Raw genomic sequence first — 24,796 nt, 5'->3', positions numbered from 1 at the left:
GACTGTTTGGTGAAGGGGACAAAAAATCAAACAAAAACCAACCTGTACTGCGCTTACGCTATCGCCAGATAAAAGGTGCGAATACTCAAGAGGATAATCAACACGCCTACGCCAACCATCAGATGCTTTGGCTTGATGAGTTTACAAATGTAGGCTGCGAAGGGAGCCGCTACCACACCGCCGAGGATCAGCCCCAACACCGGCGCAAGGCTCAGTTCCTTGACGAAAAACAAAAAAGTGGAAGCACTGGCAAGGGAGACAAAAAACTCGACAAAATTCCCTGTACCGATCGCATACCTTGCGATCTTCCCTTTGCTGACCAGCGTGCTGTTTACGATTGGACCCCAGCCGCCTCCGCCGACTGCGTCCGCGAAGCCCCCACTTGTCGCCAATACAGGCAGGCTTCTGCTGTCCCGGTTAAATTTCGAAGCGTGCTTTTTTTTCACTTTTCTCAAGATCACGATTCCCATCACAAACAGGTAAAGTGCAATTACCGGCTTGACCATTTCCCCGTTTACATTGGACAGCAAAAATGCGCCGAGAATCGATCCCAGCACGCCGGGAATCAAAAGCCTTTTGGCGAGCTTCCAATCCACATTACCCATCTTCCAATGGGAAATCCCCGAAGCCAAACTCGTAAACACCTGCGCGAAATGTACCCAAGCTGAAGCCGAGGCGGGAGGTATCCCTATTCCCAAAAGGATGGAATTGCAGCTCACTCCATAGGCCATACCCAAAGCACCGTCAATACTCTGGGCTACAAAACCCACTAACAAGAACCAGAGAAACATTTCCATGTCCAACTCCCAGCTCTTGATCGACTCTGTAAGGGTCTGCGTGACTAAAAGAGCGAAGATCACGGCTGCAAAGGCAAAAAACATCGACCAGAAGGGTTCGTTCCGCAGGCGAAGGATCAGTTTTTCCATAAAGATTCTCAAGGTTTGCCGAGTAGGTTTTGCAAACTTAAGAACAAAAATTATTTATCCTATCATTTTAATAGGATTTATAGGTTTAATTAAAAATGGCTTGGCCGGAGCTAGCTTTGAGCATCGATATGGACCTCCAGCCCATGGCAAAATATCAGCGGATTAAGTCTTTAAGGATGGCTCAAAGTATTTCCGGCAGGCCCTGTAGTCGCTCCAAGGCTTCAAACAGCTCAGCCTCCTCTTTAGCAAAACAAAAACGGATAAACTTGTCGTCTCGCCGGTCGGAGTAGAATACAGATACGGGGATACAGGCGACTTTGAGCCTTCGCGTCATTCGTTCCGCAAGTTCCCGATCGCCGATTTGGGATAGGTGTCCATAGGATGCAAGCTGGAAGAAGCTTCCCCTGGCTGGGGTAAAAATCAAACCCGTCCGGGTCAAACCTCCCGCAAACAAATCTCGCTTGCTTTGGTAAAAGGCAGGAATGGACAGGTAGCGATTGGGTTCTTCCAGGTACTCGGCAAGCGCATATTGAATGGGAGTCACCGTGGTAAAAGTCAGGAATTGGTGAATCTTTCTGAATTCCACGGTCATATCCGAAGGAGCGATACAATACCCTATCTTCCAACCCGTGACATGGAATGTCTTTCCGAAAGAGCCGCAGACAAAGGTCTTATTTCTCAATTCGGGATGCGAACCCAGAGAAATGTGTTTTCGGCCGTCAAAGGTGATGTGTTCATACACCTCATCGCTTACCAGATAGATATCCCTATCCCTAACCAAGGTCGCCAAGCTGTCAATATCTTCCTCCGTCCAGACATAGCCACTGGGATTATGGGGTGAATTGACCATGATCAGGCGGGTTTTAGGACTGAGAGCCTTTTCTACCCTTTCCCAATCTACCGAAAAGTCTTCGGCATTGAGCGGGACGTATACCGGTACACCTCCATTGAGTGTGACCGCGGGCTCATAGCTGTCGTAGGCGGGCTCCAACAAAACCACCTCATCGCCTGGCCGCACAACGGCGGTAACTGCCGAGAAAAGAGCCTCAGTGGCTCCAGAAACAATCGTAACCTCAGTCTCTGGATCCGGGAAATAAATCTGGGTCAGCTCGGTCTTCTCCGCAAGTCTTCGACGCAGCTGGGGAATACCCGACATAGGCGGGTACTGGTTGTAGCCATCCCGGGTGTACTTTCCCACCAATTCCAAAAGCACAGGATCGGCTCCAAATCCTGGAAATCCCTGGGAAAGATTGATGGCCCCCTCCTCTGAGGCCATGCGTGACATCACGGTGAAGATCGTAGTACCTACATGGGGAAGTTTGGAGCCTATTGCCATGGCTAGTCTGGGTCATAAAACAACATTCAAGAAAACACTTTTTTCGAAAAGAAAAGACATGAAAAAAGCCGCAATAATTTGCGGCTCTCTAAAGGGGTAGTCTATTTCCAGCTGGTTAGTTCACGTTTTCTCCGGCATTTTTGGCAAGGGCCTTACCCTTTTCCAAACCTTCCATGCCCACGGCTTTCAGTTTTTTGCCGATGTCTTCGCTAGCTTTCTGTAGTTCTCCAAGCAGCTTTACAAGCTTCTCTTTTTGCGGCCCGAGCTTTTCTCTGTTCTGATAGAGGAAGTATCCGGCAACGACTCCAGAAGCCAAACCTGCCAACCAGTAGGTCATCGTTTGTTTCGAGGTATTCATGGTATTAGTGTTTAGTGGTTAAACAATAAATTTAAATGTGGTGAACCGGCTTTTCGATTCTGATGAGGAGTCGGAAAAAGCGGAGAATTGAACTTCACCCTGTTTCTTGTCCACGGATCAAAAGATTTTAGGTTTTAGAATTTTCAATAAATCTTCCGCCTAAAACACATGACCCGAAAATTCACCAAAGACCGAAAAAAACCGATTCAACAACTTTTACCCAATCGCCATGCCTACCGCGCAAAAATGTCAAAAAAGGCCCAACATGTCCAATTTTGGGCATTCCCGTCCGAAATACAGGATAACCTTGCCGAGACTTCTTTGGCCAACAATGGGGAATCTTTCCACATTAAAAAGGCCCCTTTCCAAAACAAAACTCAAAATGCGTTGCCTGAGAGATCTGTCTACCAGGGCATTTCTCTGTTTTTGTTTGAAAAGCCGACCAACTGCACTTAAGCGCTGGTGCTTGGTCTTGATTGAAAATAGCAGCTTCTCTATCTTGATCGGATGAATCAGCTCGAATTCCCGGGTAGACTAGAGAGGTTTGACTTCAACCACTGGAGCTATCACATTCCTGTATCCGACGAGAATGCTTCCCAGATGATGGACGAAAAACACCGGCGTGTGCTTGTCTGGATCAAAAACTCAGGACCTTATCACATGGCCTTGATGAAGTCAAAAGACTATTGGTATCTTTTGGTCAACCAAGAATTGAGGACAAAGCTCAATCTCGACCATGAAAAATCCTTTGCTGTTCGGATTGAGCGGGACCACAGCGAATTTGGCCATGAGGTGCCCGAAGAGCTCGCGGTACTCCTCGATCAGGACGAAGAAGGCAATGGTTTCTTTCGAAAGCTGACTCCCGGCAAACAACGTAGCCTTATCTACATCGTGACTACGGTCAAAAACCCGGATTCCAGGATGAGAAAATCACTGGCAATCCTACACCACCTCAAGTTGGCCAAAGGAAAGTTGGACTTCAAACAATTGAACATCTGGATTAAACACTACAACAATCTATAGCCATTACATATTGTATGTCTGATTTTTATGTAATAACATCTCATGCATAACTTTCCATGTATTTAACTTCTAGAGGATAAAATTTTCGATGAATTTTGACGCCAATGCGTAAGGAGACGGGAGAAAAGACTTGATATTAAATGAAAAACTACCAGATTTGAAGTCCCTTTGGGTAGCAAAAATCCTTCGACAGACGTTACCTTTTCAAACCAAAACAACCATGCAAAAAATACATACCCTCCTTCTTTTGACTCTTTTGTTTTTGGCTGCCGCATGCTCGAATTCGGAAGAAGGAGATCCCTTGGACGTCTATCGCGAAATCGCCTACAATGCCCTTTCCAGTGCTGAAAAAGCAACCGTCATCAGCGATTGGAGACAGGCCGAGGTGGAAGCATGGGTTGATGGATATTATTTGGTGGTCTTCCAAAGTACCGATGCGTCTTTGGGAGACATCCGGGTGGTAGTCGATCCACTAGCGGGCACAGTGGTAGAAATACTCCCACGCCAATAAATGAACAGAGGACCGAAATTCGGTCCTCTTCTATTTGGTCAGGTTTTTTGAAGCTTCAACTTTTCTTTTCTTGCCGCCTTGTTCTGCTTTTTCTTTGGTCGGTTAGCTCCAAACGTCCCTCGGTGAACCTTGCCTTTTTTGGACTTGATGTCTCCTTTTCCCATTATATTTCAGATTTAAGTGAACAATGCCCCAAAATAAAAAACGCCTAAAATCAGGTCAACCCCAGAAGGGGAAAATTGGCCCCAGTCGACTATTTTTAACAATACGTAACAAATCTATCGCACACGGAGCACTTTTTCAGGATGAGTCAAAGAAGCCGCTATAAAATCAATTGTGATCTGGGCGAAGGAATTCCGGATGAAGCGCTAATCATCCCAATGATTGATCTAGGCAGCGTGGCCTGCGGTGGGCACTTCGGCGATCGAAGTTCTATCCAAACTACCTTGGACCTGATCCAGACCCATGGGAAGAGTGCGGGAGCTCATCCCTCCTATCCTGACCGGGCAAATTTCGGAAGGAAATCCCTGGACATCTCCCCAAAGGATTTGGTGGCGAGCCTATCGGACCAGATTGGATTGTTTAGCGACATGGCTCAAGCCGCAAATCTATCCGTCGACCACATCAAGTTTCACGGAGCCTTGTACAATGATGCGGCGGAAAACGCCGACTTGGCGGAATTGCTGCTGGAATTCTTGGAAAGGAACTACGCTAATGTCCCCCTGCTTGTCCCTCCTTTTTCCCAACTGGAAAAGGCTGCGCTTGCAAAAAATCACCCGATCAGACTTGAGATCTTTGGTGATAGGGCATACCAAGATGACTACAGGCTACTCAGCCGAAAAGCTGAGAATTCGCTTTTAACGCATTTAGAGCAAGTGGTATCGCACTTGGATGCTGTGTTTTCAAATGGGCTACTAAGAACCGTATCGGGCCAGACACTCCCAATTCACGCCGATACGATATGTTTCCACGGGGACAATCCCGGAATTTTGGGTTTCTTGCCACAGGTTCGACAACGATACTGGACATGAAGCCAAGCTATACCCTTATTAGTCCATACCTCGGGGAGTTGCAGTGGGATAAAGTCCCCACAGATGCACTCTTAGCTGAGCAATTGGCATGGATGGATCTACTGAATGTCGAATTTGCCGAGCAATTTTTGGAGATCAGACAGGGATTTACAGCTTTAAGTATATACTGGAAAAGCACTGAAAATCAGACACAATTCCAAAATAGCATTCACCGGTTACAGGTAAAAAAACACGAGCTTCCCTCAAGCGTTTGGATGCTGCCCGTCTGCTACGATCCGGCGTTTGGTCGAGATCTGGGCTCTTTGGCGCTCATTCACCGTATGACCGCCAACCAGCTGATCGAGCTTCATTCTTCGGCCACTTATCGACTGCATTTCTTCGGTTTTCTCCCCGGCTTCATGTACCTCAATGGCCTATCCGAACGACTTCATACTCCGCGCAAAGCAATACCTGATCGAAAGGTCGAGGAAGGATCGGTGGCCATCGGCGGTTCCCAGACCGGAATCTATCCCACAGAAAGTCCAGGGGGCTGGCACCTGATTGGAAGATGTCCGCTGCCCCTATTCGATCCAATGAAGAGCCCACCTGTATGGGCAAAGCCCGGTGACCTAGTCAGATTTGAGCCAATTGGAATGGAGGAAATGGAAAGATTATTGCAAAACCCCATTCCTCCCAAAGTCCTATGAATGGCCAATCCGCAAAGGCAATCTTGCTCAAAACCGGACCTGGAAGCTCCATTCAAGACATGGGAAGGATGGGATTCGCACAATTTGGAGTCCCCAGTTCTGGAGCAATGGACCAAAGGTCGTTTCGCTGGGTTAATCACCTGCTACAAAATGACGAAAACGATGCCGTTTTGGAGATCTCCCAACCCGGATTTGCCATCCGTTTCAATTCCCCGACCCAAATTGCCCTTGCCGGGGCAATAGCCCACATGAAATTAAAAGGCCGAGAAATCCAAAGGACCGGTATAATCTCAATCCGATCGGGAGACATCTTGGAAATCGGCACTTTTCACCTTGGGGCAAGAATCTATCTCGGCATCAGCAGGGGATTTCAATCGCAGTCAGTACTAGGATCCAAAAGTTTTTACAAAGGCCTGACTGAGATCTCTCAACTATCTACTGGTGCAGAATTGAGCTACATTCCCAATCCGACTCCGGTGACTGGACACAATGCGGCAGCAAGATGGTCGCCTGATTGGTATGCCAAGGAGATTTTGACGGCCTATCCTGGCCCCGATTTTTGTCTGCTTGACCTTCAAACCCGGGAAAAAATCGTAAGCGAGTCGTTTACGGTCTCCAACTTCGGCAATCGGATGGGGATTCAGCTGTTGGAATTACTTCCAAACCAAGTCCCGGAGATTGCTACCAACCCCATTTTCCCGGGGATGGTCCAACTGACTTCCGGAGGAAAGCTACTTGTGCTACTCAGGGATGCCCAAGTGACTGGCGGCTACCCGAGGATTTTGCTTCTTGACGAGGAGAGCCAATGGTCTATATCCCAAAAAAAACCCGCCGAGCAGATTCGATTCCGGCTTTCGAGCACGTCCGATAAGGCAATCTGAGTCAGATTGCAGCCTAAGGAATAAAATTAATCGGCCGTTTTATCAAAAAACCTTCAATGCGGTTTGAGCAAAGGGCGATCACCTGCTATCTTTCAAAAACAACTTTTATAACCCGAACGACCATGGATGCAGGCCTAGAAGAAAAGATTCAGTCCCAGGGAATGACCCCTGGGACTGTCGCCCAACAAATTGAGAACTTTAAGAATGGCTTTCCATTTCTGAAAATTACCGCTCCAGCCACACCGGGAGATGGCATACGGGTACTTTCCGAAGACGAATTGGCCCATTTCACCCAAACTTATCCCAAGAGAGCAGCCCAGCTTGATGTGGTAAAATTTGTACCGGCATCGGGAGCTGCCTCGCGGATGTTCAAGGATCTCTTCAGCTTTTTGGATGGCGATGGCGATCTCTCAAAAAGTGCTTTCACCCAAAAATTCATCGCCAACATCGACAAGTTTGCGTTTTACTCAGACCTTGACGCAGCTTTGAAAGCACAAGGAAGCAGTATTCAAGCAAGCTTAGATGAGGGGGATTCCAAAAAAATCGTCTCAGCGCTTTTGGGCGAAGATGGATTGGGCTACGGCAACTTGCCGAAAGGCTTGCTCAGATTCCACAGGTACGACACCGAAAACCGGACCCCAGCGCAGGAACATTTGGTGGAAGGACTGCAATACGCGGTAGGCAAAAACAACAAGGTGAGGATACATTTCACGGTGTCTCCAGAGCACGAGGAAAAGTTCAAGGCGGAAATCGCTTCAGTATTGCCCGGGCTAAAAGCGGCTAGCGGGGTTGATTTTGAAGTCACCTATTCCCAACAGAAAAAATCCACCGATACCATTGCGGTGAATATGGACAACACGCCATTCGAGGAAGAGGACGGCAGTCTGCTCTTCAGACCGGCTGGACACGGCGCGCTCTTGGACAATCTCAACGACATCGAAGCGGACCTGATCTTCATCAAAAACATCGACAATGTGGTGCCCGACCGAATCAAGGGCACTACTAAAGTCTATAAAATGGCCATAGCCGGGCTCCTCTTGGAAGTGCAGGAAAAGGTATTTCAGGCCCTGAGGGGGATGGAAAGCGAATATAGAGACGCGTATGCGGAAATGGCCGAAAGAGTTTTTACGGGTGATTTGGGAGGGAAACTCCCCGCCGACTTTCAGACTTATTCATCCAACGAAAAGGCCAATTTCCTGAAAGCCAAACTCAACCGCCCTATTCGGGTTTGCGGAATGGTGAAAAACACCGGAGAACCAGGAGGCGGGCCTTTTTGGATACAGGAAGCTGATGGATCCCAATCCCTGCAAATTTTGGAAACAGCCCAAATCGACCTTGGTGACCCTGAGTCAAAAAAGCACTTTCAAGGCTCCACGCACTTCAACCCGGTGGACTTGGTATGCGGTACCAAGGACTATACGGGGAACTCCTTTGACCTGATGAAGTACCGGGATATGCAGACGGGTTTCATCACAGAAAAGTCCAAGAGCGGGCGTGATCTCAAAGCCCTTGAGCTGCCGGGCCTGTGGAACGGTGCGATGGCGGGCTGGAACACCTTGTTTGTAGAGGTGCCATTGATCACTTTCAATCCCGTGAAAACCGTCAACGATCTATTGCGAGACGAGCATCAATAGCGATTTTAGTCGCTAGACAGAAGAGCCAAGTATGGAGATGTGAACGTTCTCCATGCTTGGCTCTGTTCAATTTACTTGGATCCAGCCTTTCGTCTCTCAAAACATTCCCTTCGCAAGCTGTTCTTTCAAATAGGCCTTCAGTTCCTCGCCTTCTTCCACTTTGATCTCTCCCGGCAATCCGAGAATAAATCTTGCCAAGCCGGGAAGCTGGGGAATTTCCCCCTGGAAATAATATTGGTTGCGGTTTTTGATAAACATGAAGGGCAAAGCATTTGGGTGTTCTTCCAGCATCAATTGATAAGCTCGCTTGCTGAGTTTCAGCTTTACGGAGAATCTGTTTTTCCCCGTAAATCCAAAGATAGCTTCACCTGGAAGTTCGTGTTTGGTTTCATGTTTCCAAGCTTCCATAGCAGGGACTACCTCTCCTATCCGCTCCACTTTGAAGACTTTCATGCTTTTGCTCTCGAGTTCAAAAGCATGGATGTTTTCGTAGTCACTTGAGAATCCCACCGGCTCGACTAATCGATCCGACACCGTCTCGCTGCTGAGCGAGTAGTAGTCCTTCAGCCAGATTTGCTTTTTTTCTGAAATCCCCTGCCCGATCTGATCCACCAACCTTCCCAAATGCGCCTTAAACAACTGCTCAGTACCCTGCTTGACCTCTGATCGAAGCTGGAGTTTCTGGAGTACGGCATCTCTCAAAAGGTTGGCTTTGCCTTGGCTTTCGATCAGGGACTTTAGCCAGTTGCTCTCCTCCGGAGAAAAGGTACTGTAGGACAAAGCGCTATCCTGTCCCGGGCGCTGCTTGATCTTGTATTTGCTAAACTCCTTGACCACTTCAAAACCCAAAGCCTCCAGCAGTTTGAAATAGCGATAGATGGTACGCTCGTCCGTCTCCAGCAATTCCGCAAGACGGTGCACGGGCTTCCCGATATTGCCCTGCAGGAGGTTGATCAATTTGAAGACGCGAAGGATTTTTTGCTGTTCGATTTGTCCTGACTTGCTCATGGCGATGTGACGATTCCCGTCCAAAAATAGGGATAAGATTCTCTCACCACCCACCCGATGACGCATATTGTCAGAAAACATGCGCTTGCCATGGCGCAGAATCATCTATTTTTACATCATGCCCATGATCGAATTAGCCCAATGCCAATCCAGAAAAACCCCATTTCTTATTAGCCTGTTGTTCCTTTCTTGCTATTGGCTTTTCTCCTTCGACGGCATCACCTTTTCTGACGATGTGTATTACCTACTTGCTGGGAAAAAGTTTTGGGAAGGCTCAATGGAGACAGGCTCCTACCACTTTTCCAGCCGATGGGGAGCCTATGTGCCCAGTGGATTGATGGGGGCGCTTTTGGGTTTTGAACCGCATAGGATTTCACTCGTTTCCCTCTTGAGCTATCTCGGGACTTTGGCGATGTTGCTGAAGGTTTTGCCCCAAAAAGCCAATCCCTGGATATTGGTTACCTGGTCCTGCACGCAGGTTTATTTTATCCATTTTTTGACCAAGGTTTATCCTGATTCCCTGCTTGTTTTCTGGTCAAGCCTAGTCATCTTTTCCGCGGTATATCGGCACAAGAGCCCCCGCCTATCCGCCTTGGGGGTAATGGTGGGATTGTTCTTTGGCTTTCTCACCAAGGAGACCATTGTCTTTTTGGCGCCACTCCCCATCCTGCTTTTTCTCTGGGATTGGAAAAAGCGGAAAACCGCGCGTCGCTTCTACATATTCCTGCTTCAAATCGGTTTCCTCTTCGGAACAGCCTATCTGACTTACTTTTGGGCGAAGTTTGGCGACCCGCTCTACCGCTTTCATTCCATACAGGGCGGGCACTATGTCTCCGAATACACCTACGCAGACAAGACTGTTTGGGTGATGCTCAAGCGTCTGACCATCTCTCCCATCATCACTTTTGTAGAGCGTTCCTATTGGCTTTGGCTAGTTTTTGCCCTTCCTGCCTTCGCCAAACTTCGCAAAAATCCCAGTTCTCCCAGCCTAGAATTTGGCTTGGCCGCACTGGGTCTAGTGACCTGCTTTTGGCTGATGAGCACCAATTCCCAGTTTTACAATCCCCTCTACCTCAATCCACGGCATTTGATCGTACTGGTGCCAATCTTATCACTTTTGATAAGTGAGGGATGGGGGGAATGGGAGGAAAATTCCCGCGTTAGAAAAACGATGGTTGCCCTCATTACTTTAGGAGTGCTGATCAGTTTGTTCCAGCAGGATTGGAAGATGGCTGGATTTCAAGCTTTGTTTATCCCAGTTGTAGAATGGAAAAAACTAAAGATGAAAGAATGGGCTGTTGCCATAATACTACTTGTCCCGGCCTTGTTTTCGGTTTATTACCAGCATCAGCTCAAGGGCTATTCCGAGTTTTTGGAAACGCTAAAAAGCGAAGCTGAAAATCCAGATGACCAAAGCCCTATCCTCACCAACAACTTTGTCCATTTCAGCCGGGAGGTACTCTTGCCAATTGGTTACAAGGCGCAGAATCTCCTGCTTCCGATCGAGAAGTTGGACTCCTTGAAGCCCCATCTACCTGGCCGCTTCCGAGTGTTGCTCTATGATTATTATCTGCACGCCTATCCCAAAGAGCAGGAGGACGTGGATAGACTGGAACTTTTCCTCAAAGAAAATTGCAAAATGCAGGAAGAATCGCAACAGCAAAGGGTTTGGATTCGGTCTTTTCGGATGAAGTAAGTTGGGTGCCCCAAAGCTTCACCAGTCCTTGCCCAAGAAGAAGAGGCGATTCACATTGAATCCCAAGCGGAACTCCTCTCCAGGAACGCCATTGAAGCCCGCCAAGAGATAGGGTTCATTGAGTGAAGAAGAAGTCACAAAGTACATCTGAAACACGTGCTGTCCAGCTTTGATGTCCCATCCAATCCCAAAGTTGTTTTTGATATCTGAGTTGAGATTAGGAATCCACTGAAGGGTCAGGGAGGAGCTTTCTGTTACGTGCCAAGCACCGCTCATGCCAAGGGCAAGATAGAAGTTTTGCGTGCCTTCTATCTGATAGATCTCAAGCGGATTGGTGAAATAAGAAAACATGGGGGTAAGTGCGAGACTGATCTTCTCACCAAACTTCCTGGCGATCATCACCTGTCCGGAATACACCATTCGATCCGAAAACTCCGGTTGCTCCTCAGTAGGCAAATAGGAATAGTCGCCCGAGATCACACCTGCACCACCGGCGAAGCTGAGGGAAAGCGGAATGCTTTCATCTGATTTTTGTTGGAGCAAATGATAACGGCCAAAGAGTTGATAGACCTTATCCTGGCTTGTCCGTGTGAGTCCAATGGAGACGCGATCACCCAAACCATATTCGAAACCGATAAGGATGTTGGCACCGTTGTCGAGGCCGAAGAGGTTTTCTATTCCTCCATCCAAGGTGCCGAAGGTATGCATGAGCGCAAAGTGCATGGTCTTTTTGAGTAAGGGCTCCACAGTCAGCAGATTGATATGGCGGGGCGCATGGAAAATCGTTACCGTCTCAGCCGAGGTTGCCTCCTTTTCGACTTCCTCCTGCGCCTGGGACTTGCCGGCGCAAAGGCACAGCAAAAGTCCGAAGCAGATCAAAAACTTAGGCTTCATCGGACTATGGTAAGAGTATTGCCGGAGACGCTCGCGCTGTATTGGTCAAGATTCTGGGTTGCCGGACCGCTCAGGACCGCACCGGAGGAATTGAATACCGAGCCATGGCAGTTGCAGGTATATCGACCACTAGAGAAAGTCCAGCTGTCGCTGCATCCCTGATGGGTGCACACCGAAGTGAGGGCGGTATAGCTTCCGCCTACATTAGCGACCAAGACCTTTGCATTGACGATCAGTAACCAGCCCCCTGAGGCAGCCAGACCTGTTTGAATCGTCAAATCTATGGTCACAGTATTTCCGGAAATGGTGATTCCCGTACCTGCACCAGCGTTTCCGGTATTGCCACTGGGAGTTTTAGGGACGGGATCCGCATCTTCAGTGCTGGAGCAGGAAGTGAAAAAAGTCAGTCCCAATGTTCCGTAGACCAATCCCAAGCCAGCCTCTTCCAAAAAATCCCTACGGGATTTGGATAGCCGTCCACTGACAATCTGAGTAGAGTTTTCCATAGCGATGTTTTTTCGTTCTTTAAGACATAAACGAATTATCTCTCGCTCTTGGATGATATCACGGAAAAATCTCTTGGCTAAAAATACTTGGGCTTCAAAATCTCGCTTACGACTACCGCCTGTTTCAGCGTTTTGGGATTTTTGAGGAGTTCAGCGTAAGGATTTATCTTTTTCGTCTCTAGGCTAGCATAGTCGAATTTCACAGCGGGGGCTGTTTCAGCAGGGGTAGTCTCACGAAAAGACTGATAGGGATTGGCTTGGCTCGATCGGTAGGCTCCCTCATAGTATCTAGCTTCCTCGTCGTCTTCCTCCAATCTTGTCGGCTTTCGCACGATAGGCTTTGCCCTGGGAATTTCCACTGGCACGGGAATAGGAGAAGCACTGGTGGGTTTTGGACTTTTTGGGCTGGGAATGGGATTTTGCGCGTCTCTGATTTCCTTGAGCAGTTCCTCGAACGACATGCCCTTTTTGGGAGTCTCGGGTTTAGGCCCCGCGGAATCAGGCAGCTCTTGATCCCGCTTTTTTTTTGTCGCCTGATAGATGAAGTAGGCCACTACCGCGACGATGTAAATGATATTTCCCAAATCCATGGGCTTAAGATAGGAGAAAGGATCGGGGATTTATAAGAATTGGAATACCGAAATATTGAAAGGTTGCAAATTTGAGTAGGAAGTTATTGATATCCTTTTCAAATAGACTTTGGGTATGTCTTCTTTCTTTCCAGTTCGTTGGGACTAAAGTGGCTGGGAAAAACTTTGCTTACGCCCATTCTTCTCAGGTTTTCCCAGTCGTCTTTTGCTTTTTCGTCATCCAGTTCACTCGCTTCATGCTCTTGGAGCAAATCTCCTACGAACGCTTCACCACTGTCCAAAAAGATGGCAATCCCATCCTCCGTAGGTCCTTTGGTTGGGATTATTTCTCCAGCAATTCCCAATCCGTTCAAGAATGATCTTGATTGCTCAAGGGAATGCACGGGTCGTCCGTGAGCAACAAGCGCTTATATTTTTTCTAATCAGCAGCCTTTGCGCTGGTTTACATGTCGTTTGGCAATACCCTATTAACGCTCAGTTCTTAATTCACCAATGCTGCCACTTGGCTCTTCTCAATCCTGCCTTTTAACTTTCCATTTAAGTCTTTGATAAGTTCTCTCCGCTCCAGAAGCTCTTCCAAATTTGCTTCAAAGGATCTCGTGCCACCCAGTTTTGGAAATGACAGCTTGGCGTTTGCTATCGAATAGCTTGTCAAGACATTGAAATAATTAAGCGTCAAAAGCAGTTTTTGGAGATAGTCAGTTTTGACTGGCCTGAAACCAATTCTTTGGGCAGTTCTCTCGTTGATGATGTAGCTGGTTCCCTTAATTTTGACGCCTTTAGGCCATTTGTTTTCATTTTCTTCCATCAGGTTCAAAAGGCCTTCCAAGTATTGCTGGACGATGAAATCCCTTCGCTGCCTGCCATTCAGCTTACGATTGATGACGAATACATAGTCAAGCAGTGTGCCTCCATGTATTTTTATTGTATTATCTGTGGGTTTCTCGGATAGAAAAAGCAGAGAGTGATAGCTGAGGCTTCCGCTTTTGACAAGGGATGGTGTGTCGAAAAAGGGAGCTATAAGGGACAAGACGATTGGAAGCACCAGAACCACCAAGAAATAGTAGCCGGTGAGCCAAGAAAGCATAAAAAGAAATAGAACGACTAAAAACGCTGCCAACCCAATCAACAATTGAATACGGCTTTGTTGTTTTTGGGATTTTGAATAGAATTTATGCTGCATTGATTTTTCTCTTCCGGGAGTTCTCCACCTGCAGAGGCGAGATTTTTTTTCCCGAGATAAATTTGGATTGTTTCAGCCTTCCTCTGGAAAACCAGATTTGTATTGGTGCCGGGTCTCCAGCGTGGGAATCCCTTGTTTTAAATTCAAAGCACCTTGCCTGCTAGGTATCGCTGGACCTCATACACATCTATGCTTTTGTTGAATTTCTTGCTGATGGAGGGAAGACTTTCACTAGAAATCCAGATTTTCAGTTCAGCATCCAGGTCAAAAGTTCCCGCCGTTTCCAGAGAAAACCTGGAGATGCTTTTATAAGGCATGGACTTGTACTCGGCTTTGCTACCCGTGATCCCTTGTACATCGATCAGGATCAGCCGCTTGTCGGTAAACATAAAAGTGTCCCGAATCAGCTGAAATCCGAGTTCGATCTGTTCTCCTTCGCAGAGCAATCTACCATACTTTTCCCTCAACTTCTCGACGGATACCTCGCTCGCGTTTCCCAGTATTTTGTTAAACAGTCCCATTTGATATGATATTCGATTTGATTTCAGTGCACATGCTGCATCAGGCTGAGCCGGGCAGCTTTTCCAAGCGTCTCCCAAGAAAGGAAAATCAGTTGGGATAAAAAAAGTACTTGCGTGGGTGATTTTCTGTGGGCATTCTTCCAGCCTCCGAATAAACGCAGCGAGACTTGCGACCAAACCATCGATCGTAAAAACACTACAACGCCATTTTTTTATCACAAACTGAAACCCAAACAATAATATACCGTTTGGTATAAAAGTTCTATCTTTGCGACCATCCTCCCATACCAAATCTTAAAGAAAATGTCCAAGGCAGACCAGACGCGGCAGTTTATCATAGAAAGCACGGCAACGCTGTTTAACAAGAATGGCTACTCTGGTACCTCCCTATCGGATATGACCAAGGCTACGGGTCTGACCAAAGGCAGCATCTACGGGAACTTCAAAAACAAAGAAGAGGTAGCCATCGAAGTTTTCAAACACAATTCCGGCCTGTTGGCCAAAAAAATGGAAACCGCGATGAGCCTGGAAAGCAGCTTCTACGGCAAATTGACCGCATTCACGGAGTTTTATCGGAATAACTGGGCCTCGATGCTTGAAAGAGGTGGTTGTCCCCTGCTCAACACCGCGACAGAAATGGATGATGCGCTGCCCTTTATGAAGTCGACGGTACGGCATTCATTTACCAGACTTAGCGACCGAGTCGAACGCCTCATCGAGCAAGGCAAAACGGAAGGGGAATTCAGGGAAAACGCAAACGGCGCAACCTATGCCTCCCTTTTTATCATGCTGATCGAAGGCGGGATCCTTTTGTCCAAAACATTCGAAAATCCAGCACATCTCAACCAGGCTTTGGACAGGGTGCTGAAAATTATCGACGAAGAATTGACCAAGTAGAAAAAATTTTAATCCATAATATACCGATCGGTATTTTAATACTCAAACAACTAACATATGAACACTACAAACAACACCGTCTTGATTACAGGAGGAAGTGCAGGAATAGGCTTTGCGCTGGCGAAATTGCTGTCCGAAAAGGGAAACACCGTCATCATCACCGGGAGAAACCAAGAACGGCTCCTGCAGGCTTCCGCAAAGCTGAAAAACGTCCATCCGATCGTTTCGGATATAGCTGACCCGGATGACATGGACCTCTTGGTAGCGGAAATCATGGTGGAATTCCCCACGCTCAACCTAGTCGTCAACAACGCGGGCCGAGCCTTTCTCCACGACCTGACTGAGGAAAACACCAATGCGTCAGAAATCGCCCGGAAAGAAATGTTGACCAATTACCTGTCGGTGATCCGATTGAACGAGAGACTTTTGCCTCTGCTCAAAAAACAGGAAAGCGCCGCAATTGTAAACGTTTCTTCCATCGTGGCTTTTGTGCCGGGAAAATTGGCCACCTATTCGGCAAGCAAAGCTGCGCTTCACTCCTACACCCAGTCTCTACGCATGGCCTTGGAACAGGATAGCCGGGTGAAGGTCTTCGAACTGATGCCACCGCTCGTGGATACGGAATTGTCCGCACCGATAGGGGGAAAAAACGGAATCTCTCCGACGGTGGTCGCCGAGCAATTTGTGAATGCCTTGGCAAATGACGACTATGAAATCCGGGTAGGAAATACCGAAGACCTGTATCGTCTCTATTTGTCCTCGCCTAAAGAAGCGCTCCAACTGATGCAAGGTGTCAGAACCTGAAGCCACCTTTCAAACCTATACGAAAACCAGAATGCAATGAAACAGAAAATCGCCTTTGCCCTGCTGATGGGCATCGTCACGACGGGGATTATCTCCTTCGTCTTGGTCTCCCTTAACCTAGGATGGCCCCTCAGCTACATCGACGCCTGGTTGCAATCTTGGGCCGTCGCCTACATTATTGTGATTCCCGCAATCCTGCTGATCTCCCCGGTAGTAGAAAAACTGGTCCATCTTCTAATACCGAAAAAATGAGTGCATTAGAATCGATAAAAGCCCAGATAGGGAAGGAATTCTCTGCATCGCCCTCGCCTTTTATGCACTGGCTGAAACCTTCGGTAAAAAGAGCAGAGAGGGGCTCCTTGGAATTTGAATACCAAATCCGCGAGGAATGGCTAAATCCCGTTGGGAATCTGCATGGAGGAGTCACGGCGGCGATAATAGACGACGTGTTAGGGGCCACGCTTTTCACCTATGACGAACCCTACTTCTACGCCACGATCAATAACGTGATAGACTATTTTTCCACGGCTACCCTAGGAGAAACCATAGTTGCCAAGACCAGGATTTTGAAAAAAGGAAGGCAGTTTGTCAACGCAGAATGCGAAATCTGGAATGCAAGCCAGACAAGGCTGATTGCGAAGGGGCACTCCAATTTGTTCAAGACAGAACCTAAAAAGAGCTAAACGAAACGAGTATTGGTTACCGGTATGGGTCTAGATCTGGTCGGGAGTCATTGCGGAGTTCTTCCTGCTTGACCGAAATCTTGGCTCAAATGACTTCACACCTTTTCCTCAACCCTGGGAACACAAAATAAAAAGTTTAGTGGGTAAAAAGAAAGAAGAGACGATTGGATGGCTTCTGGATAAGGACTATTTTTAGAAATGACCTAAACCCATTGACCTATGAAAAGAATTTTTCTACTCACCTTACTAATCTGTTTTGGATTGACTCTGGCATATGCACAAACAGGAAGCAAAGAGCGGATCAAAGTACACAGCAAAGCATTAGAGGGCAATCTCAGCGGGGACCCAGCCGACCGCGACGTAACCGTCTATCTGCCTCCCTCCTACCAATCCAACCCTGAGCGGCACTACCCTGTGCTCTACATACTCCACGGCTTTACAGACTCGGATTCCCAGTGGTTTGGCTGGGAAGACCACTGGATCAACCTCCAGACGGTGATCGAGCAATCTCTCGCCGCGGGCCTTTCCAAAGAAATGATCGTGGTAATGCCCAATGCTTTCAACAGGTTTAAGGGAAGCATGTACGCAAGCTCGGCTACCATAGGTGACTGGGAGACCTTCATCACCCAAGAGCTGATTCGCCACATCGACTCCAACTACCGTACCCTACCTAACAAGGCAAGCCGGGGGTTGGCCGGGCACTCCATGGGCGGCTATGGCACACTTCGCCTGGGCATGAAATATCCTGATGTCTATGCGGCCATCTATGCCCTGAGCCCTTGCTGCATGGAAGGAGGAGCGGCTACCAATCCCGAGATGGTCTCCAAACTTGAGGCTTTCACCCCGGAACAGTTGCAGGGGGCTTCTTTTTTCGAGATTGCTGCGCTCGCCACTTCCGCAGCTTTTGCGCCAAACCCCCAAAATCCGCCTTTTTATCTGGATCTGCCCGCGAAGGACGGTAGTCCGAGACAGGAAGCCATCAACAAGATCATCGCCAACCGAACACTAACTACCATAGATCAATACATCCCCAATATAAAAAGACTCAAGGCGATTGGTATGGATGCGGGCACCCAGGATCGGGGCATCAGCGAGGCTACCAAAAAGCTGCATGAAGTTTTGGACTCCTACCAGATTGCACATCTCTACGAAAGCTACGAGGGCGACCATCTCAACCGCATCGCGGAACGCATAGAAACCAAAGCGCTGCCTTTCTTTTCGGAGCATCTTGCCTTTCAGGAAAGCCCCATTTCGGAAATCATAGAAAATGGCGGTATGGGCAAATACCCAGCTGTGATGAGCTCAGAGAGCAGTCTTCCGACTCACACGATATTTAAACCTCAAGACCTTGATCCTTTTGGCGGAGAAAATAAGCTACCAGTAATTGCCTGGGGCAATGGAGCCTGCTTCGACTCTCCCTGGGAGCATGTTAACTTCCTGAATGAAATAGCTTCCCATGGATTTCTCGTCGTTGCCATTGGCACCATGCCCAAACAAACCGACGTTCGCTCGAAGTCCCAAAAGCTGCTGGACGCCATAGACTGGGCTATTGCTCAAAATGCAGATCCAAACAGCCCCTATTACCAAAAAATAGACACCAAACACATTGCCGTGAGCGGCATGTCCTGCGGGGGACTGCAGACCATCGAAGTCGCGGGAGACCCCAGGATCACAACGGTTGGGGTATTCAACAGTGGGGTCTTGGGAAATCCCGGAGCTGGTATGCCCGGAATGCCCCAAGTAAGCAAGGAACATCTGCAAAAAATCAAAGTCCCGACCCTCTACCTGCTGGGTGGAGAATCCGACATCGCCTATGGAAATGGGATGGACGATTTTAGGCGTATCAATCATGTCCCCGTATTTGTCGGTAACCTGGACGTGGGTCACGGTGGCACCTATGGACAGCCACATGGAGGCGAATTTGCAAGGGTAGCACTCAACTGGTACATGTGGCAACTCAAGGGAGATGAGGAAGCTGGAAAGCTTTTTACAGGCAATCCCCCAGCACTTGCGAAATCAGCTGGCTGGGTAGTGGAAAAGAAGAACATGGACTGAGGCAATGCTTTTTCTTAACATGGGATAGGAGTCCAGGGCTAAAGCCAAAGTTTAAAAGGTGACCTCACCACAGCTTTTGTCGAGTTTATTTTGCAGGATTGTCAAAAGAAGATGGTGATCAATATGAAGAACTTGCCTCTCTTTTCCCGATTCGCCTTCAGCTTGGCTGACATACGCGTACAGGATAAGATACTCTTCTCAGACTAATGAAAAGGTTCTTTATTAAGCAATCCAACGCCCTTCAACCCCAACGAGAGTATCGCTTCAAAAAACACTTGCGTTCCCTTAGTATCTTTGGCCTAATGAAGAATCTGTTATCCAACGCCGCCATTCTATTCATTCTGGCCTTTTTCTTTTCTCTATCGACAAATGCACAGGAAAGGGCATTCTATAGACAGCTGGAACTGCAGACGGGCGATCTGCTATTTTTCGGCGCCAAAACTGACCAGCTTTCGGGAGCTATTAACCGGGTAACCCAACGGCAGGAGGAGGTCTCCTTTGACCACGTTGGCCTCCTCGAGATTTCCGACTCCACTATCTATATCCTCCACGCCAGTCCTGCAGACGGATCTATACGCGAGGTACTTGATAGCGTGCTTAGCCGAGCAGGAGAAAAAAACAAGCGGATGGTTGTCTATAGGCTTTCTGACGACGCCCAGGCTTCAATTCCCACCGCAATCGACCGGGCCGAAACGATGCTGGGCAAACCTTATAACTGGAGCTATGTGCTTAATGACTCCTCGCTATACTGCTCGGATTTTGTAGAGCGGGCATTTCGGGATGCTGCCCTGTTTAGCTTGGAGCCGATGACTTTCAAAGATCCCAAAACAGGCCAAACGGACTCCTTTTGGGCCTCGTACTATAAAAACCTAGGAATGGACGTTCCTGAAGGGCAGCCTGGCTGCAATCCCAACGGCTTGGCAGCAAACGAACACCTGAAAAAAATTGGCGATCTAGAGTTCAATTAACTCCGATAAGTGTTGGCTAATCCGGTCAGTCTAATACTTGGCCCTAATGTTTGTCTAGGTATCTCGGAGTTCATGTTTTTCAGAAAGTTCCAAAGTTGCACACGTCTTCAACATCATGCTCAGGGCAGGTTTTGCTCATTTGGCCCAATTGATATAATCAGTCGAAACAGGCTCGAGACCGCCTTTGCGCATCAGAAAGGCAATCTGTCCTCGATGATAGGTGGAATGGTTGACGACGTGAACGAGGATGTCCGCAATCTTCTTTTCAAATTCCACTCCTGCGAAGGTCTTGAACCGGACAGTACCCTGCAGATCCTTGGATTCAAGCAAGTTCTCCGTCAAAACATGGAGTTCGTGGTTTCTCGAACCGAAGGCATCTAGGGGGAAATCCTCCCAGGGACTTTTCAATGAACTTCTGCCCTCGACCCTGTCTACCCAAATCTGGTGCGCGTTCAACATATGGCTAGCTAGTCGCATAGTCTCCAAGTCTAGCTTGTAGTCATAGGACCTAAATCTTTCCTCAAGTGTTTGGTTGACCTGATGGTTATATGCAAAGAGATCTTTTATCAATAGTTTCATCCTATTTATGTTTACGCAGTCAAGCTACTGGCCTCATATTCCAAATTAACTCTTGAAAACGGGTTTTCGGAGTAGGAAGACTATTTTCACAAAAAAATGGCATTGCAACTTTACGATAGCGCATCTATTCACAATTGCTGCTAAAAACTCCTATGTTTTAATCGTCCAAGGCTACACTGATCATTTGTAGATTTCAAGAGTCTTAGAAAAAAATAGGCCACTGTCCAGAAAAGGTATTTATTGGACTGCATTTTTGAAAGGTGATCTCTTCTCGGTAGGAGAAAAAATCACTAAAAATCGACAAACGGATACTTTCCAGTACAAGATAACTCAAAACAGAAAAACGAGATTTCTGTAAAGGAGGCTAAAATCAGCTCCACAGGAAATGAAACACTATTGTTTGGGGAGAGGTACGTTCAGGCAAACGCCTGTTTGGCGAAGGAGTTTGATTGTCCAAAGGGGCTACTACCTGCTACTTAGATTATCGAAGAATTTTAGGCAGGAAAAAATAAGCAGGAGTCAAAAAAACTTACCTAAAAACTAAATATTTAATTAATCTTTGAGGCCATGGCCACTTTCGAAAAAGACGGAACGGGGATGGGACGGATATGGCAATCACCTATTCGCCAACTTAATCACTCTGCCTGGTACTCCTACGACAGTGGCTCCCTCGGGAATGTCCTTGGTGACAACAGCCCCTGCCCCAATGATTGCGCGGCTTCCAATATTGACTTTGGGAAGGATAGTGGCATTGGATCCTATGATACAAGAGAACCCTATCTTAGCCTTACCGAGTATCACGGCGGCTGGACTGATTTCGGCAAAGTCACCAATCTCTACCTCGTGGTGGATTTGGGCTCCAGTATTGACCAAACAGCCTCTACCGATATGGGTGTTGGGTCCGACAAAACAGAGGCTGAAAATGTCGGCTTCCAGACAATCGGAGCTGGGGCTGAGGACAAGCCCCATTCCCCTAAGGCTAAAAAGCTCTCCTCCTAGGCGGGTCAGTTTGTCATAAAATGCTTTTCGAGTCTCGGGCTTGCCGGTACCCAGGACAAAGCGAGGGTCTTCTTGAAGGGCTGCCAGAATTTCCTCTTCATTTTGAATGATCGGATAGTTTTGGCAAAAGAACCTTTCACTCTTGTTCTCATCCAAAAAAGACATAGTGATGCCAGGACTTGTCGAGACCAAGATATCCAAGACTTCCTTGGCATGTCCGCCTGCGCCAGCTATAATCATCGCTAAAAGAGTAGTTTGGGATATGTAAAAATTATAATCGTAGTAGTGATTAACGAAAGCTCAGACAACCTATTGGCAACAGATATAGGCATATCCCAAAAACTCAATTCCTCCAATAATGGTAAATATATTCCTTTTGAGAAAGGGTGTATCCAGTGGATTGGTAAAGATGGCAGGCTGGAAGATTGTCTAGTTGAGTGGGAATGTAGAGCCCTTGGGCACCTTCCCTTTTAGCCTGCATTTCGGCTGCTTTGACAAGCTTTTTACCCCAGCCTTTGCCTCGACTATCGGGATGTACAGCTAGCAGCCCAATTTTTCCTGAATCCCCATCAATCGACACTGTCACCATACCCTCCTTTTCTGGAAGAGACAGAATTTCACGATTTTCCCAAGCTTTTTGTATCCAAAGGCGATAGAGCTTTTCGAACTCTTCATTGTCCAAGCGCTCATCTACTTTGAACCTCGAATAAGCCCCACTTTCGAATGCGAGTTTCACAAGTCTTTGGTCCAATTCACCATTGGGTCTTTCCAGACTAGAACATCCATCCGCCGACTGGTCTAGCCGCTTGAAGAAGGTTGCCTTAATATCAACCAGACGGACAGTTTCGGAACTGTATTTCAGCTCGGATTGGGAAAAGATATAAACCAACTGAAAGGTCTTGGCCTCCTCTAAAAAACCCTGTTCGTCCCAAGATTGGTCAACATTAATCTTTCCCACAGGGTAACCGAAAAGCAAGGAGTCGAAGTTAAGTGGATGTATCAAGGCAGATTAAAAATAGTTTTCATAGTAAATACAAGACCTCCTGCGACCTAGGAGCCTTAAATTTTCTGACTACAGTATTGAATAAATGCAAGACGGAGTGTCATCTATGCCAAGGAATTTGGAATATCCTTTCACGCCGGATTTTATTGACTGTGCGCTGAAGCACGATCTATTCTTCACCTCCCACTCTTTTCTCCACGATATAGATCGGTCGTTTTTTTACCCCTTCGAAGGTCTTGCCGACATAGAGTCCGACCATCCCCAAGGTAACCAGCAAAAAGCCGGTGAGAACCCAGAGTGAAATGATCAGGGAAGCGTATCCTGCCACAATGATATCACCCTGCAAGTATCGAAATAGAGTGTATGCGGCAAAAAGAAATCCAAAAAGGGCTACACCCAAACCCAGTTTGATGGTGAGGCGGATTGGCTTATCGCTGTAGGCCAACATAATATCCAATGCCAGATTGAACAATCTTTTGAAGTTGTAGCTGCTTTGTCTCCCATCATTTGCAGCATGAATAACGTCAATGGCGGTTTGTCGAAATCCCACCCAACGAACCATAGTTGGGAAGTATCGAATGCTCTCGCGCATGCCGGATATTTCTTTGATCACGGCTTTGCTATATACCCCGAAATTGGCGATGCTCTCATCCTGGTGAGAGCCAGTAAGCCACGCCAAAGTACGATAGAACAGTTTGGAAGAAAGCCTTTTAACGAAACCGTCTTGTCTATCAGCTCTTCTGGCAAGCACCACATCAAAACCCTCACGCGCTTTGGCAAGCAAGGCTGGAATCTCCTCCGGCCTATCCTGCAGATCGCAGTCCATCACCACCACCCAATCGCCCATCGCTGCATCCAGCCCCGCGGTAATTGCATAATGTTGACCAAAGTTGCGGGAAAGCTTAATTCCTTTAATCTCGGGATGCTGTGCTGACAGCTTTTCTATTTTCTCCCAGGATTTATCCGGACTATAGTCATCGATCAAGATAATCTCGTAGTCAACGGCGGAGACGGACGCCTTAATTCGGCCTACCAATTCGTCGAGGATATTTTCGGCCCGATATACTGGAGATACGATGGAAAGCGTCATTTACAAATAATAGGTAGGTTGTTTGAATTTTGCGCTATCAGCGGATACATACAGAAGCGCATTGAAGCTTGCTTGTCAATTATTTCAGATTGCTGGCATATGTTATCCCCGGCTATGCGACATCTGCGAAAATTCGCTCCATTCTGCGAAAGTAGAACATACCGAAGACAAAGAAGATCGTTGCCGCGATACTTCCCGGCCAAATCCAGTCCCAAGGCATCGGACGATCAAGAAAGGCCGCCCGAAAACCTTCAATCACTCCAACCATGGGATTAATTATGTAGAATTTCTGGTACTGTTCGGGAACCGCACTTGTACTGTAAACCACGGGAGCTGAATAAAGCAATAACTGCACGACAAAGGATAGTGCATGTTTGACATCCCTGTATTTCACTGCCAGTGCAGATAGAAACATGCCTATCCCAAGACTGCATAGCAAAAGCTGGATAATCAAAAGAGGCAAAAAGACTACTCCCCAGCCGGGAATTTGCTTGAAGTATAATAGCATTCCCAATACAACGACAAAGGCGATCGTGAAATCCAGAAGCTTCGACAGGATGGCTGAGAGCGGGAGTACCATCCTGGGAAAGTACACTTTGGTGATCATGTTGGCATTCTGGATAAGGGAGTTTGCGGACTCTGTGAGTGTACCGGAAAAGTAGTTCCAAGGCCACAGTGCCAAATAGGAAAACAGAATATACGGCATTCCATCAGAATCTACCTTGGCCAAGCCCCCAAAAACTAAGGTAAAAACCAACGTCGTGAAAAGTGGCTGTATGATCGCCCAGGCTACTCCCAATACAGACTGGGCATACCTTGCTTTGATCCCTCTGAGAGTCAAGAAATAAAGTAGATCCTTGTATTTCCAAATCTCCTTGAAGTCCACCATCTTCCATCCAGAGCTGGCTTCAATGACTTTGTAATGGGTTGGTTG

The 24,796-nt window shown here is 47.4% G+C and carries 29 protein-coding genes; 13 read left to right on the top strand and 16 right to left on the bottom strand.

Features of this window, described 5'->3' with window-relative positions:
* Positions 1-53: 53 nt before the first annotated feature.
* The 3 genes from J0A67_RS03820 to J0A67_RS03810 all read right to left on the bottom strand — a co-directional run bounded on the left by J0A67_RS03820 (position 54) and on the right by J0A67_RS03810 (position 2,620).
* Positions 54-926, bottom strand: coding sequence for a sulfite exporter TauE/SafE family protein (locus J0A67_RS03820; protein ID WP_206567940.1), 873 nt, complete (start codon positions 924-926; stop codon positions 54-56).
* A gap of 181 nt (positions 927-1,107) precedes the next feature.
* Positions 1,108-2,262 carry a methionine aminotransferase gene (locus J0A67_RS03815; RefSeq protein ID WP_206567939.1) on the bottom strand — a complete coding sequence of 385 codons (1,155 nt, stop codon included), beginning with the start codon at positions 2,260-2,262 and terminating at the stop codon, positions 1,108-1,110.
* A gap of 115 nt (positions 2,263-2,377) precedes the next feature.
* Positions 2,378-2,620: a hypothetical protein gene (locus J0A67_RS03810; protein ID WP_206567938.1), complete on the bottom strand. Its 243-nt coding sequence runs from the start codon at positions 2,618-2,620 to the stop codon at positions 2,378-2,380.
* Positions 2,621-3,127: 507 nt separating this feature from the next.
* On the opposite strand from J0A67_RS03810, the gene J0A67_RS03805 reads away from it, so the two are divergent.
* On the top strand, positions 3,128-3,643 hold the full coding sequence (locus tag J0A67_RS03805; protein ID WP_206567937.1) for a YdeI/OmpD-associated family protein: 516 nt from the start codon (positions 3,128-3,130) through the stop codon (positions 3,641-3,643).
* Positions 3,644-3,863: 220 nt separating this feature from the next.
* Positions 3,864-4,154: a hypothetical protein gene (locus tag J0A67_RS03800; RefSeq protein ID WP_206567936.1), complete on the top strand. Its 291-nt coding sequence runs from the start codon at positions 3,864-3,866 to the stop codon at positions 4,152-4,154.
* A gap of 38 nt (positions 4,155-4,192) precedes the next feature.
* Here the strand turns inward: J0A67_RS03800 and J0A67_RS03795 are convergent, their stop codons facing one another.
* Positions 4,193-4,318: a 30S ribosomal protein THX gene (locus J0A67_RS03795; RefSeq protein ID WP_206567935.1), complete on the bottom strand. Its 126-nt coding sequence runs from the start codon at positions 4,316-4,318 to the stop codon at positions 4,193-4,195.
* Between the two features lie 141 nt (positions 4,319-4,459).
* Here J0A67_RS03795 and J0A67_RS03790 point away from each other — a divergent pair, with 141 nt between their 5' ends.
* The 4 genes from J0A67_RS03790 (at position 4,460) to J0A67_RS03775 (ending at position 8,386) form a co-directional block, all read left to right on the top strand.
* Entirely contained in the window at positions 4,460-5,185 is a 726-nt protein-coding gene (locus J0A67_RS03790; RefSeq protein ID WP_206567934.1) for a LamB/YcsF family protein, read from the top strand.
* Complete coding sequence (pxpB, locus tag J0A67_RS03785; RefSeq protein WP_206567933.1) at positions 5,182-5,871, top strand: 5-oxoprolinase subunit PxpB; 690 nt, start codon at positions 5,182-5,184, stop codon at positions 5,869-5,871. The genes J0A67_RS03790 and pxpB overlap by 4 nt, the downstream gene beginning before the upstream one ends.
* On the top strand, positions 5,868-6,752 hold the full coding sequence (locus J0A67_RS03780; protein WP_206567932.1) for a 5-oxoprolinase subunit C family protein: 885 nt from the start codon (positions 5,868-5,870) through the stop codon (positions 6,750-6,752). Before pxpB ends, J0A67_RS03780 begins: the two co-directional genes overlap by 4 nt.
* Before the next feature lie 122 nt (positions 6,753-6,874).
* Positions 6,875-8,386 (top strand): DUF4301 family protein, encoded by a 1,512-nt coding sequence (locus J0A67_RS03775; RefSeq protein ID WP_206567931.1) that lies wholly within the window; start codon positions 6,875-6,877, stop codon positions 8,384-8,386.
* A 96-nt stretch (positions 8,387-8,482) separates the two neighbouring features.
* Here J0A67_RS03775 and J0A67_RS03770 read toward each other — a convergent pair whose 3' ends face one another.
* Entirely contained in the window at positions 8,483-9,499 is a 1,017-nt protein-coding gene (locus J0A67_RS03770) for a helix-turn-helix transcriptional regulator (protein WP_317195043.1), read from the bottom strand.
* Between J0A67_RS03770 and J0A67_RS03765 the strand changes: the two genes are divergently transcribed.
* Entirely contained in the window at positions 9,474-11,090 is a 1,617-nt protein-coding gene (locus tag J0A67_RS03765; protein WP_206567930.1) for an ArnT family glycosyltransferase, read from the top strand. The two genes, J0A67_RS03770 and J0A67_RS03765, sit on opposite strands and share 26 nt — an antisense overlap.
* Positions 11,091-11,108: 18 nt before the next feature.
* Here the strand turns inward: J0A67_RS03765 and J0A67_RS03760 are convergent, their stop codons facing one another.
* The 6 genes from J0A67_RS03760 to J0A67_RS03735 all read right to left on the bottom strand — a co-directional run bounded on the left by J0A67_RS03760 (position 11,109) and on the right by J0A67_RS03735 (position 14,784).
* Positions 11,109-11,984: a DUF5777 family beta-barrel protein gene (locus tag J0A67_RS03760; RefSeq protein WP_206567929.1), complete on the bottom strand. Its 876-nt coding sequence runs from the start codon at positions 11,982-11,984 to the stop codon at positions 11,109-11,111.
* Positions 11,981-12,490 (bottom strand): QcrA and Rieske domain-containing protein, encoded by a 510-nt coding sequence (locus J0A67_RS03755; RefSeq protein ID WP_206567928.1) that lies wholly within the window; start codon positions 12,488-12,490, stop codon positions 11,981-11,983. Before J0A67_RS03755 ends, J0A67_RS03760 begins: the two co-directional genes overlap by 4 nt.
* Before the next feature lie 77 nt (positions 12,491-12,567).
* Entirely contained in the window at positions 12,568-13,080 is a 513-nt protein-coding gene (locus J0A67_RS03750) for a hypothetical protein (protein ID WP_206567927.1), read from the bottom strand.
* A gap of 98 nt (positions 13,081-13,178) precedes the next feature.
* Positions 13,179-13,433, bottom strand: coding sequence for a hypothetical protein (locus J0A67_RS03745; RefSeq protein WP_206567926.1), 255 nt, complete (start codon positions 13,431-13,433; stop codon positions 13,179-13,181).
* A gap of 128 nt (positions 13,434-13,561) precedes the next feature.
* The gene (locus J0A67_RS03740; protein WP_206567925.1) at positions 13,562-14,263 is read right to left on the bottom strand and encodes a hypothetical protein; all 702 of its coding nucleotides are present in this window, start codon (positions 14,261-14,263) and stop codon (positions 13,562-13,564) included.
* A gap of 143 nt (positions 14,264-14,406) precedes the next feature.
* Entirely contained in the window at positions 14,407-14,784 is a 378-nt protein-coding gene (locus tag J0A67_RS03735) for a PH domain-containing protein (RefSeq protein WP_206567924.1), read from the bottom strand.
* A gap of 303 nt (positions 14,785-15,087) precedes the next feature.
* On the opposite strand from J0A67_RS03735, the gene J0A67_RS03730 reads away from it, so the two are divergent.
* From J0A67_RS03730 to J0A67_RS03705, 6 genes are all read left to right on the top strand, one after another.
* Positions 15,088-15,681 (top strand): TetR/AcrR family transcriptional regulator, encoded by a 594-nt coding sequence (locus J0A67_RS03730; protein ID WP_206567923.1) that lies wholly within the window; start codon positions 15,088-15,090, stop codon positions 15,679-15,681.
* 57 nt (positions 15,682-15,738) lie between these two features.
* Positions 15,739-16,485, top strand: coding sequence for an SDR family oxidoreductase (locus tag J0A67_RS03725; protein ID WP_206567922.1), 747 nt, complete (start codon positions 15,739-15,741; stop codon positions 16,483-16,485).
* Between the two features lie 36 nt (positions 16,486-16,521).
* The gene (locus J0A67_RS03720) at positions 16,522-16,737 is read left to right on the top strand and encodes a DUF2798 domain-containing protein (protein WP_206567921.1); all 216 of its coding nucleotides are present in this window, start codon (positions 16,522-16,524) and stop codon (positions 16,735-16,737) included.
* Positions 16,734-17,168, top strand: coding sequence for a PaaI family thioesterase (locus J0A67_RS03715; protein WP_206567920.1), 435 nt, complete (start codon positions 16,734-16,736; stop codon positions 17,166-17,168). Before J0A67_RS03720 ends, J0A67_RS03715 begins: the two co-directional genes overlap by 4 nt.
* A 219-nt stretch (positions 17,169-17,387) precedes the next feature.
* Positions 17,388-19,223, top strand: a complete 1,836-nt coding sequence (locus J0A67_RS03710) for an alpha/beta hydrolase-fold protein (protein ID WP_206567919.1) — start codon at positions 17,388-17,390, stop codon at positions 19,221-19,223.
* A gap of 302 nt (positions 19,224-19,525) precedes the next feature.
* The gene (locus J0A67_RS03705) at positions 19,526-20,191 is read left to right on the top strand and encodes a YiiX/YebB-like N1pC/P60 family cysteine hydrolase (RefSeq protein ID WP_206567918.1); all 666 of its coding nucleotides are present in this window, start codon (positions 19,526-19,528) and stop codon (positions 20,189-20,191) included.
* Between the two features lie 135 nt (positions 20,192-20,326).
* On the opposite strand, the gene J0A67_RS03700 is transcribed toward J0A67_RS03705, so the two are convergent.
* The 5 genes from J0A67_RS03700 to J0A67_RS03680 form a co-directional block, all read right to left on the bottom strand.
* Positions 20,327-20,770: a DinB family protein gene (locus J0A67_RS03700; RefSeq protein ID WP_206567917.1), complete on the bottom strand. Its 444-nt coding sequence runs from the start codon at positions 20,768-20,770 to the stop codon at positions 20,327-20,329.
* Between the two features lie 615 nt (positions 20,771-21,385).
* Positions 21,386-22,009, bottom strand: coding sequence for a NeuD/PglB/VioB family sugar acetyltransferase (locus J0A67_RS03695; protein ID WP_206567916.1), 624 nt, complete (start codon positions 22,007-22,009; stop codon positions 21,386-21,388).
* A 103-nt stretch (positions 22,010-22,112) separates the two neighbouring features.
* On the bottom strand, positions 22,113-22,772 hold the full coding sequence (locus J0A67_RS03690) for a GNAT family N-acetyltransferase (protein WP_206567915.1): 660 nt from the start codon (positions 22,770-22,772) through the stop codon (positions 22,113-22,115).
* Positions 22,773-22,941: 169 nt separating this feature from the next.
* Positions 22,942-23,862, bottom strand: a complete 921-nt coding sequence (locus J0A67_RS03685; protein WP_206567914.1) for a glycosyltransferase family 2 protein — start codon at positions 23,860-23,862, stop codon at positions 22,942-22,944.
* 112 nt (positions 23,863-23,974) lie between these two features.
* Positions 23,975-24,751, bottom strand: coding sequence for an ABC transporter permease (locus J0A67_RS03680; RefSeq protein WP_206568623.1), 777 nt, complete (start codon positions 24,749-24,751; stop codon positions 23,975-23,977).
* Positions 24,752-24,796 lie beyond the last annotated feature (45 nt).

Origin of the sequence: Algoriphagus aestuariicola (assembly GCF_017254835.1) — a bacterium.
GTDB lineage: Bacteria > Bacteroidota > Bacteroidia > Cytophagales > Cyclobacteriaceae > Algoriphagus > Algoriphagus aestuariicola.
The sequence above is the reverse complement of the archived record's forward strand: the minus strand, read 5'-3'. Positions and strand labels throughout refer to the sequence as shown.

What these genes read in the sequence shown, in the direction of transcription:
- J0A67_RS03820 (WP_206567940.1), bottom strand. Translation starts at nt 926, where the DNA reads ATGGAAAAACTGATCCTTCGCCTGCGGAACGAACCCTTCTGGTCGATG.
- J0A67_RS03815 (WP_206567939.1), bottom strand. Translation starts at nt 2,262, where the DNA reads ATGGCAATAGGCTCCAAACTTCCCCATGTAGGTACTACGATCTTCACC.
- J0A67_RS03810 (WP_206567938.1), bottom strand. Translation starts at nt 2,620, where the DNA reads ATGAATACCTCGAAACAAACGATGACCTACTGGTTGGCAGGTTTGGCT.
- J0A67_RS03805 (WP_206567937.1), top strand. Translation starts at nt 3,128, where the DNA reads ATGAATCAGCTCGAATTCCCGGGTAGACTAGAGAGGTTTGACTTCAAC.
- J0A67_RS03800 (WP_206567936.1), top strand. Translation starts at nt 3,864, where the DNA reads ATGCAAAAAATACATACCCTCCTTCTTTTGACTCTTTTGTTTTTGGCT.
- J0A67_RS03795 (WP_206567935.1), bottom strand. Translation starts at nt 4,318, where the DNA reads ATGGGAAAAGGAGACATCAAGTCCAAAAAAGGCAAGGTTCACCGAGGG.
- J0A67_RS03790 (WP_206567934.1), top strand. Translation starts at nt 4,460, where the DNA reads ATGAGTCAAAGAAGCCGCTATAAAATCAATTGTGATCTGGGCGAAGGA.
- pxpB (WP_206567933.1), top strand. Translation starts at nt 5,182, where the DNA reads ATGAAGCCAAGCTATACCCTTATTAGTCCATACCTCGGGGAGTTGCAG.
- J0A67_RS03780 (WP_206567932.1), top strand. Translation starts at nt 5,868, where the DNA reads ATGAATGGCCAATCCGCAAAGGCAATCTTGCTCAAAACCGGACCTGGA.
- J0A67_RS03775 (WP_206567931.1), top strand. Translation starts at nt 6,875, where the DNA reads ATGGATGCAGGCCTAGAAGAAAAGATTCAGTCCCAGGGAATGACCCCT.
- J0A67_RS03765 (WP_206567930.1), top strand. Translation starts at nt 9,474, where the DNA reads ATGCGCTTGCCATGGCGCAGAATCATCTATTTTTACATCATGCCCATG.
- J0A67_RS03770 (WP_317195043.1), bottom strand. Translation starts at nt 9,499, where the DNA reads ATGATTCTGCGCCATGGCAAGCGCATGTTTTCTGACAATATGCGTCAT.
- J0A67_RS03760 (WP_206567929.1), bottom strand. Translation starts at nt 11,984, where the DNA reads ATGAAGCCTAAGTTTTTGATCTGCTTCGGACTTTTGCTGTGCCTTTGC.
- J0A67_RS03755 (WP_206567928.1), bottom strand. Translation starts at nt 12,490, where the DNA reads ATGGAAAACTCTACTCAGATTGTCAGTGGACGGCTATCCAAATCCCGT.
- J0A67_RS03750 (WP_206567927.1), bottom strand. Translation starts at nt 13,080, where the DNA reads ATGGATTTGGGAAATATCATTTACATCGTCGCGGTAGTGGCCTACTTC.
- J0A67_RS03740 (WP_206567925.1), bottom strand. Translation starts at nt 14,263, where the DNA reads ATGCAGCATAAATTCTATTCAAAATCCCAAAAACAACAAAGCCGTATT.
- J0A67_RS03735 (WP_206567924.1), bottom strand. Translation starts at nt 14,784, where the DNA reads ATGGGACTGTTTAACAAAATACTGGGAAACGCGAGCGAGGTATCCGTC.
- J0A67_RS03730 (WP_206567923.1), top strand. Translation starts at nt 15,088, where the DNA reads ATGTCCAAGGCAGACCAGACGCGGCAGTTTATCATAGAAAGCACGGCA.
- J0A67_RS03725 (WP_206567922.1), top strand. Translation starts at nt 15,739, where the DNA reads ATGAACACTACAAACAACACCGTCTTGATTACAGGAGGAAGTGCAGGA.
- J0A67_RS03720 (WP_206567921.1), top strand. Translation starts at nt 16,522, where the DNA reads ATGAAACAGAAAATCGCCTTTGCCCTGCTGATGGGCATCGTCACGACG.
- J0A67_RS03715 (WP_206567920.1), top strand. Translation starts at nt 16,734, where the DNA reads ATGAGTGCATTAGAATCGATAAAAGCCCAGATAGGGAAGGAATTCTCT.
- J0A67_RS03710 (WP_206567919.1), top strand. Translation starts at nt 17,388, where the DNA reads ATGAAAAGAATTTTTCTACTCACCTTACTAATCTGTTTTGGATTGACT.
- J0A67_RS03705 (WP_206567918.1), top strand. Translation starts at nt 19,526, where the DNA reads ATGAAGAATCTGTTATCCAACGCCGCCATTCTATTCATTCTGGCCTTT.
- J0A67_RS03700 (WP_206567917.1), bottom strand. Translation starts at nt 20,770, where the DNA reads ATGAAACTATTGATAAAAGATCTCTTTGCATATAACCATCAGGTCAAC.
- J0A67_RS03695 (WP_206567916.1), bottom strand. Translation starts at nt 22,009, where the DNA reads ATGATTATAGCTGGCGCAGGCGGACATGCCAAGGAAGTCTTGGATATC.
- J0A67_RS03685 (WP_206567914.1), bottom strand. Translation starts at nt 23,862, where the DNA reads ATGACGCTTTCCATCGTATCTCCAGTATATCGGGCCGAAAATATCCTC.
- J0A67_RS03680 (WP_206568623.1), bottom strand. Translation starts at nt 24,751, where the DNA reads ATGGTGGACTTCAAGGAGATTTGGAAATACAAGGATCTACTTTATTTC.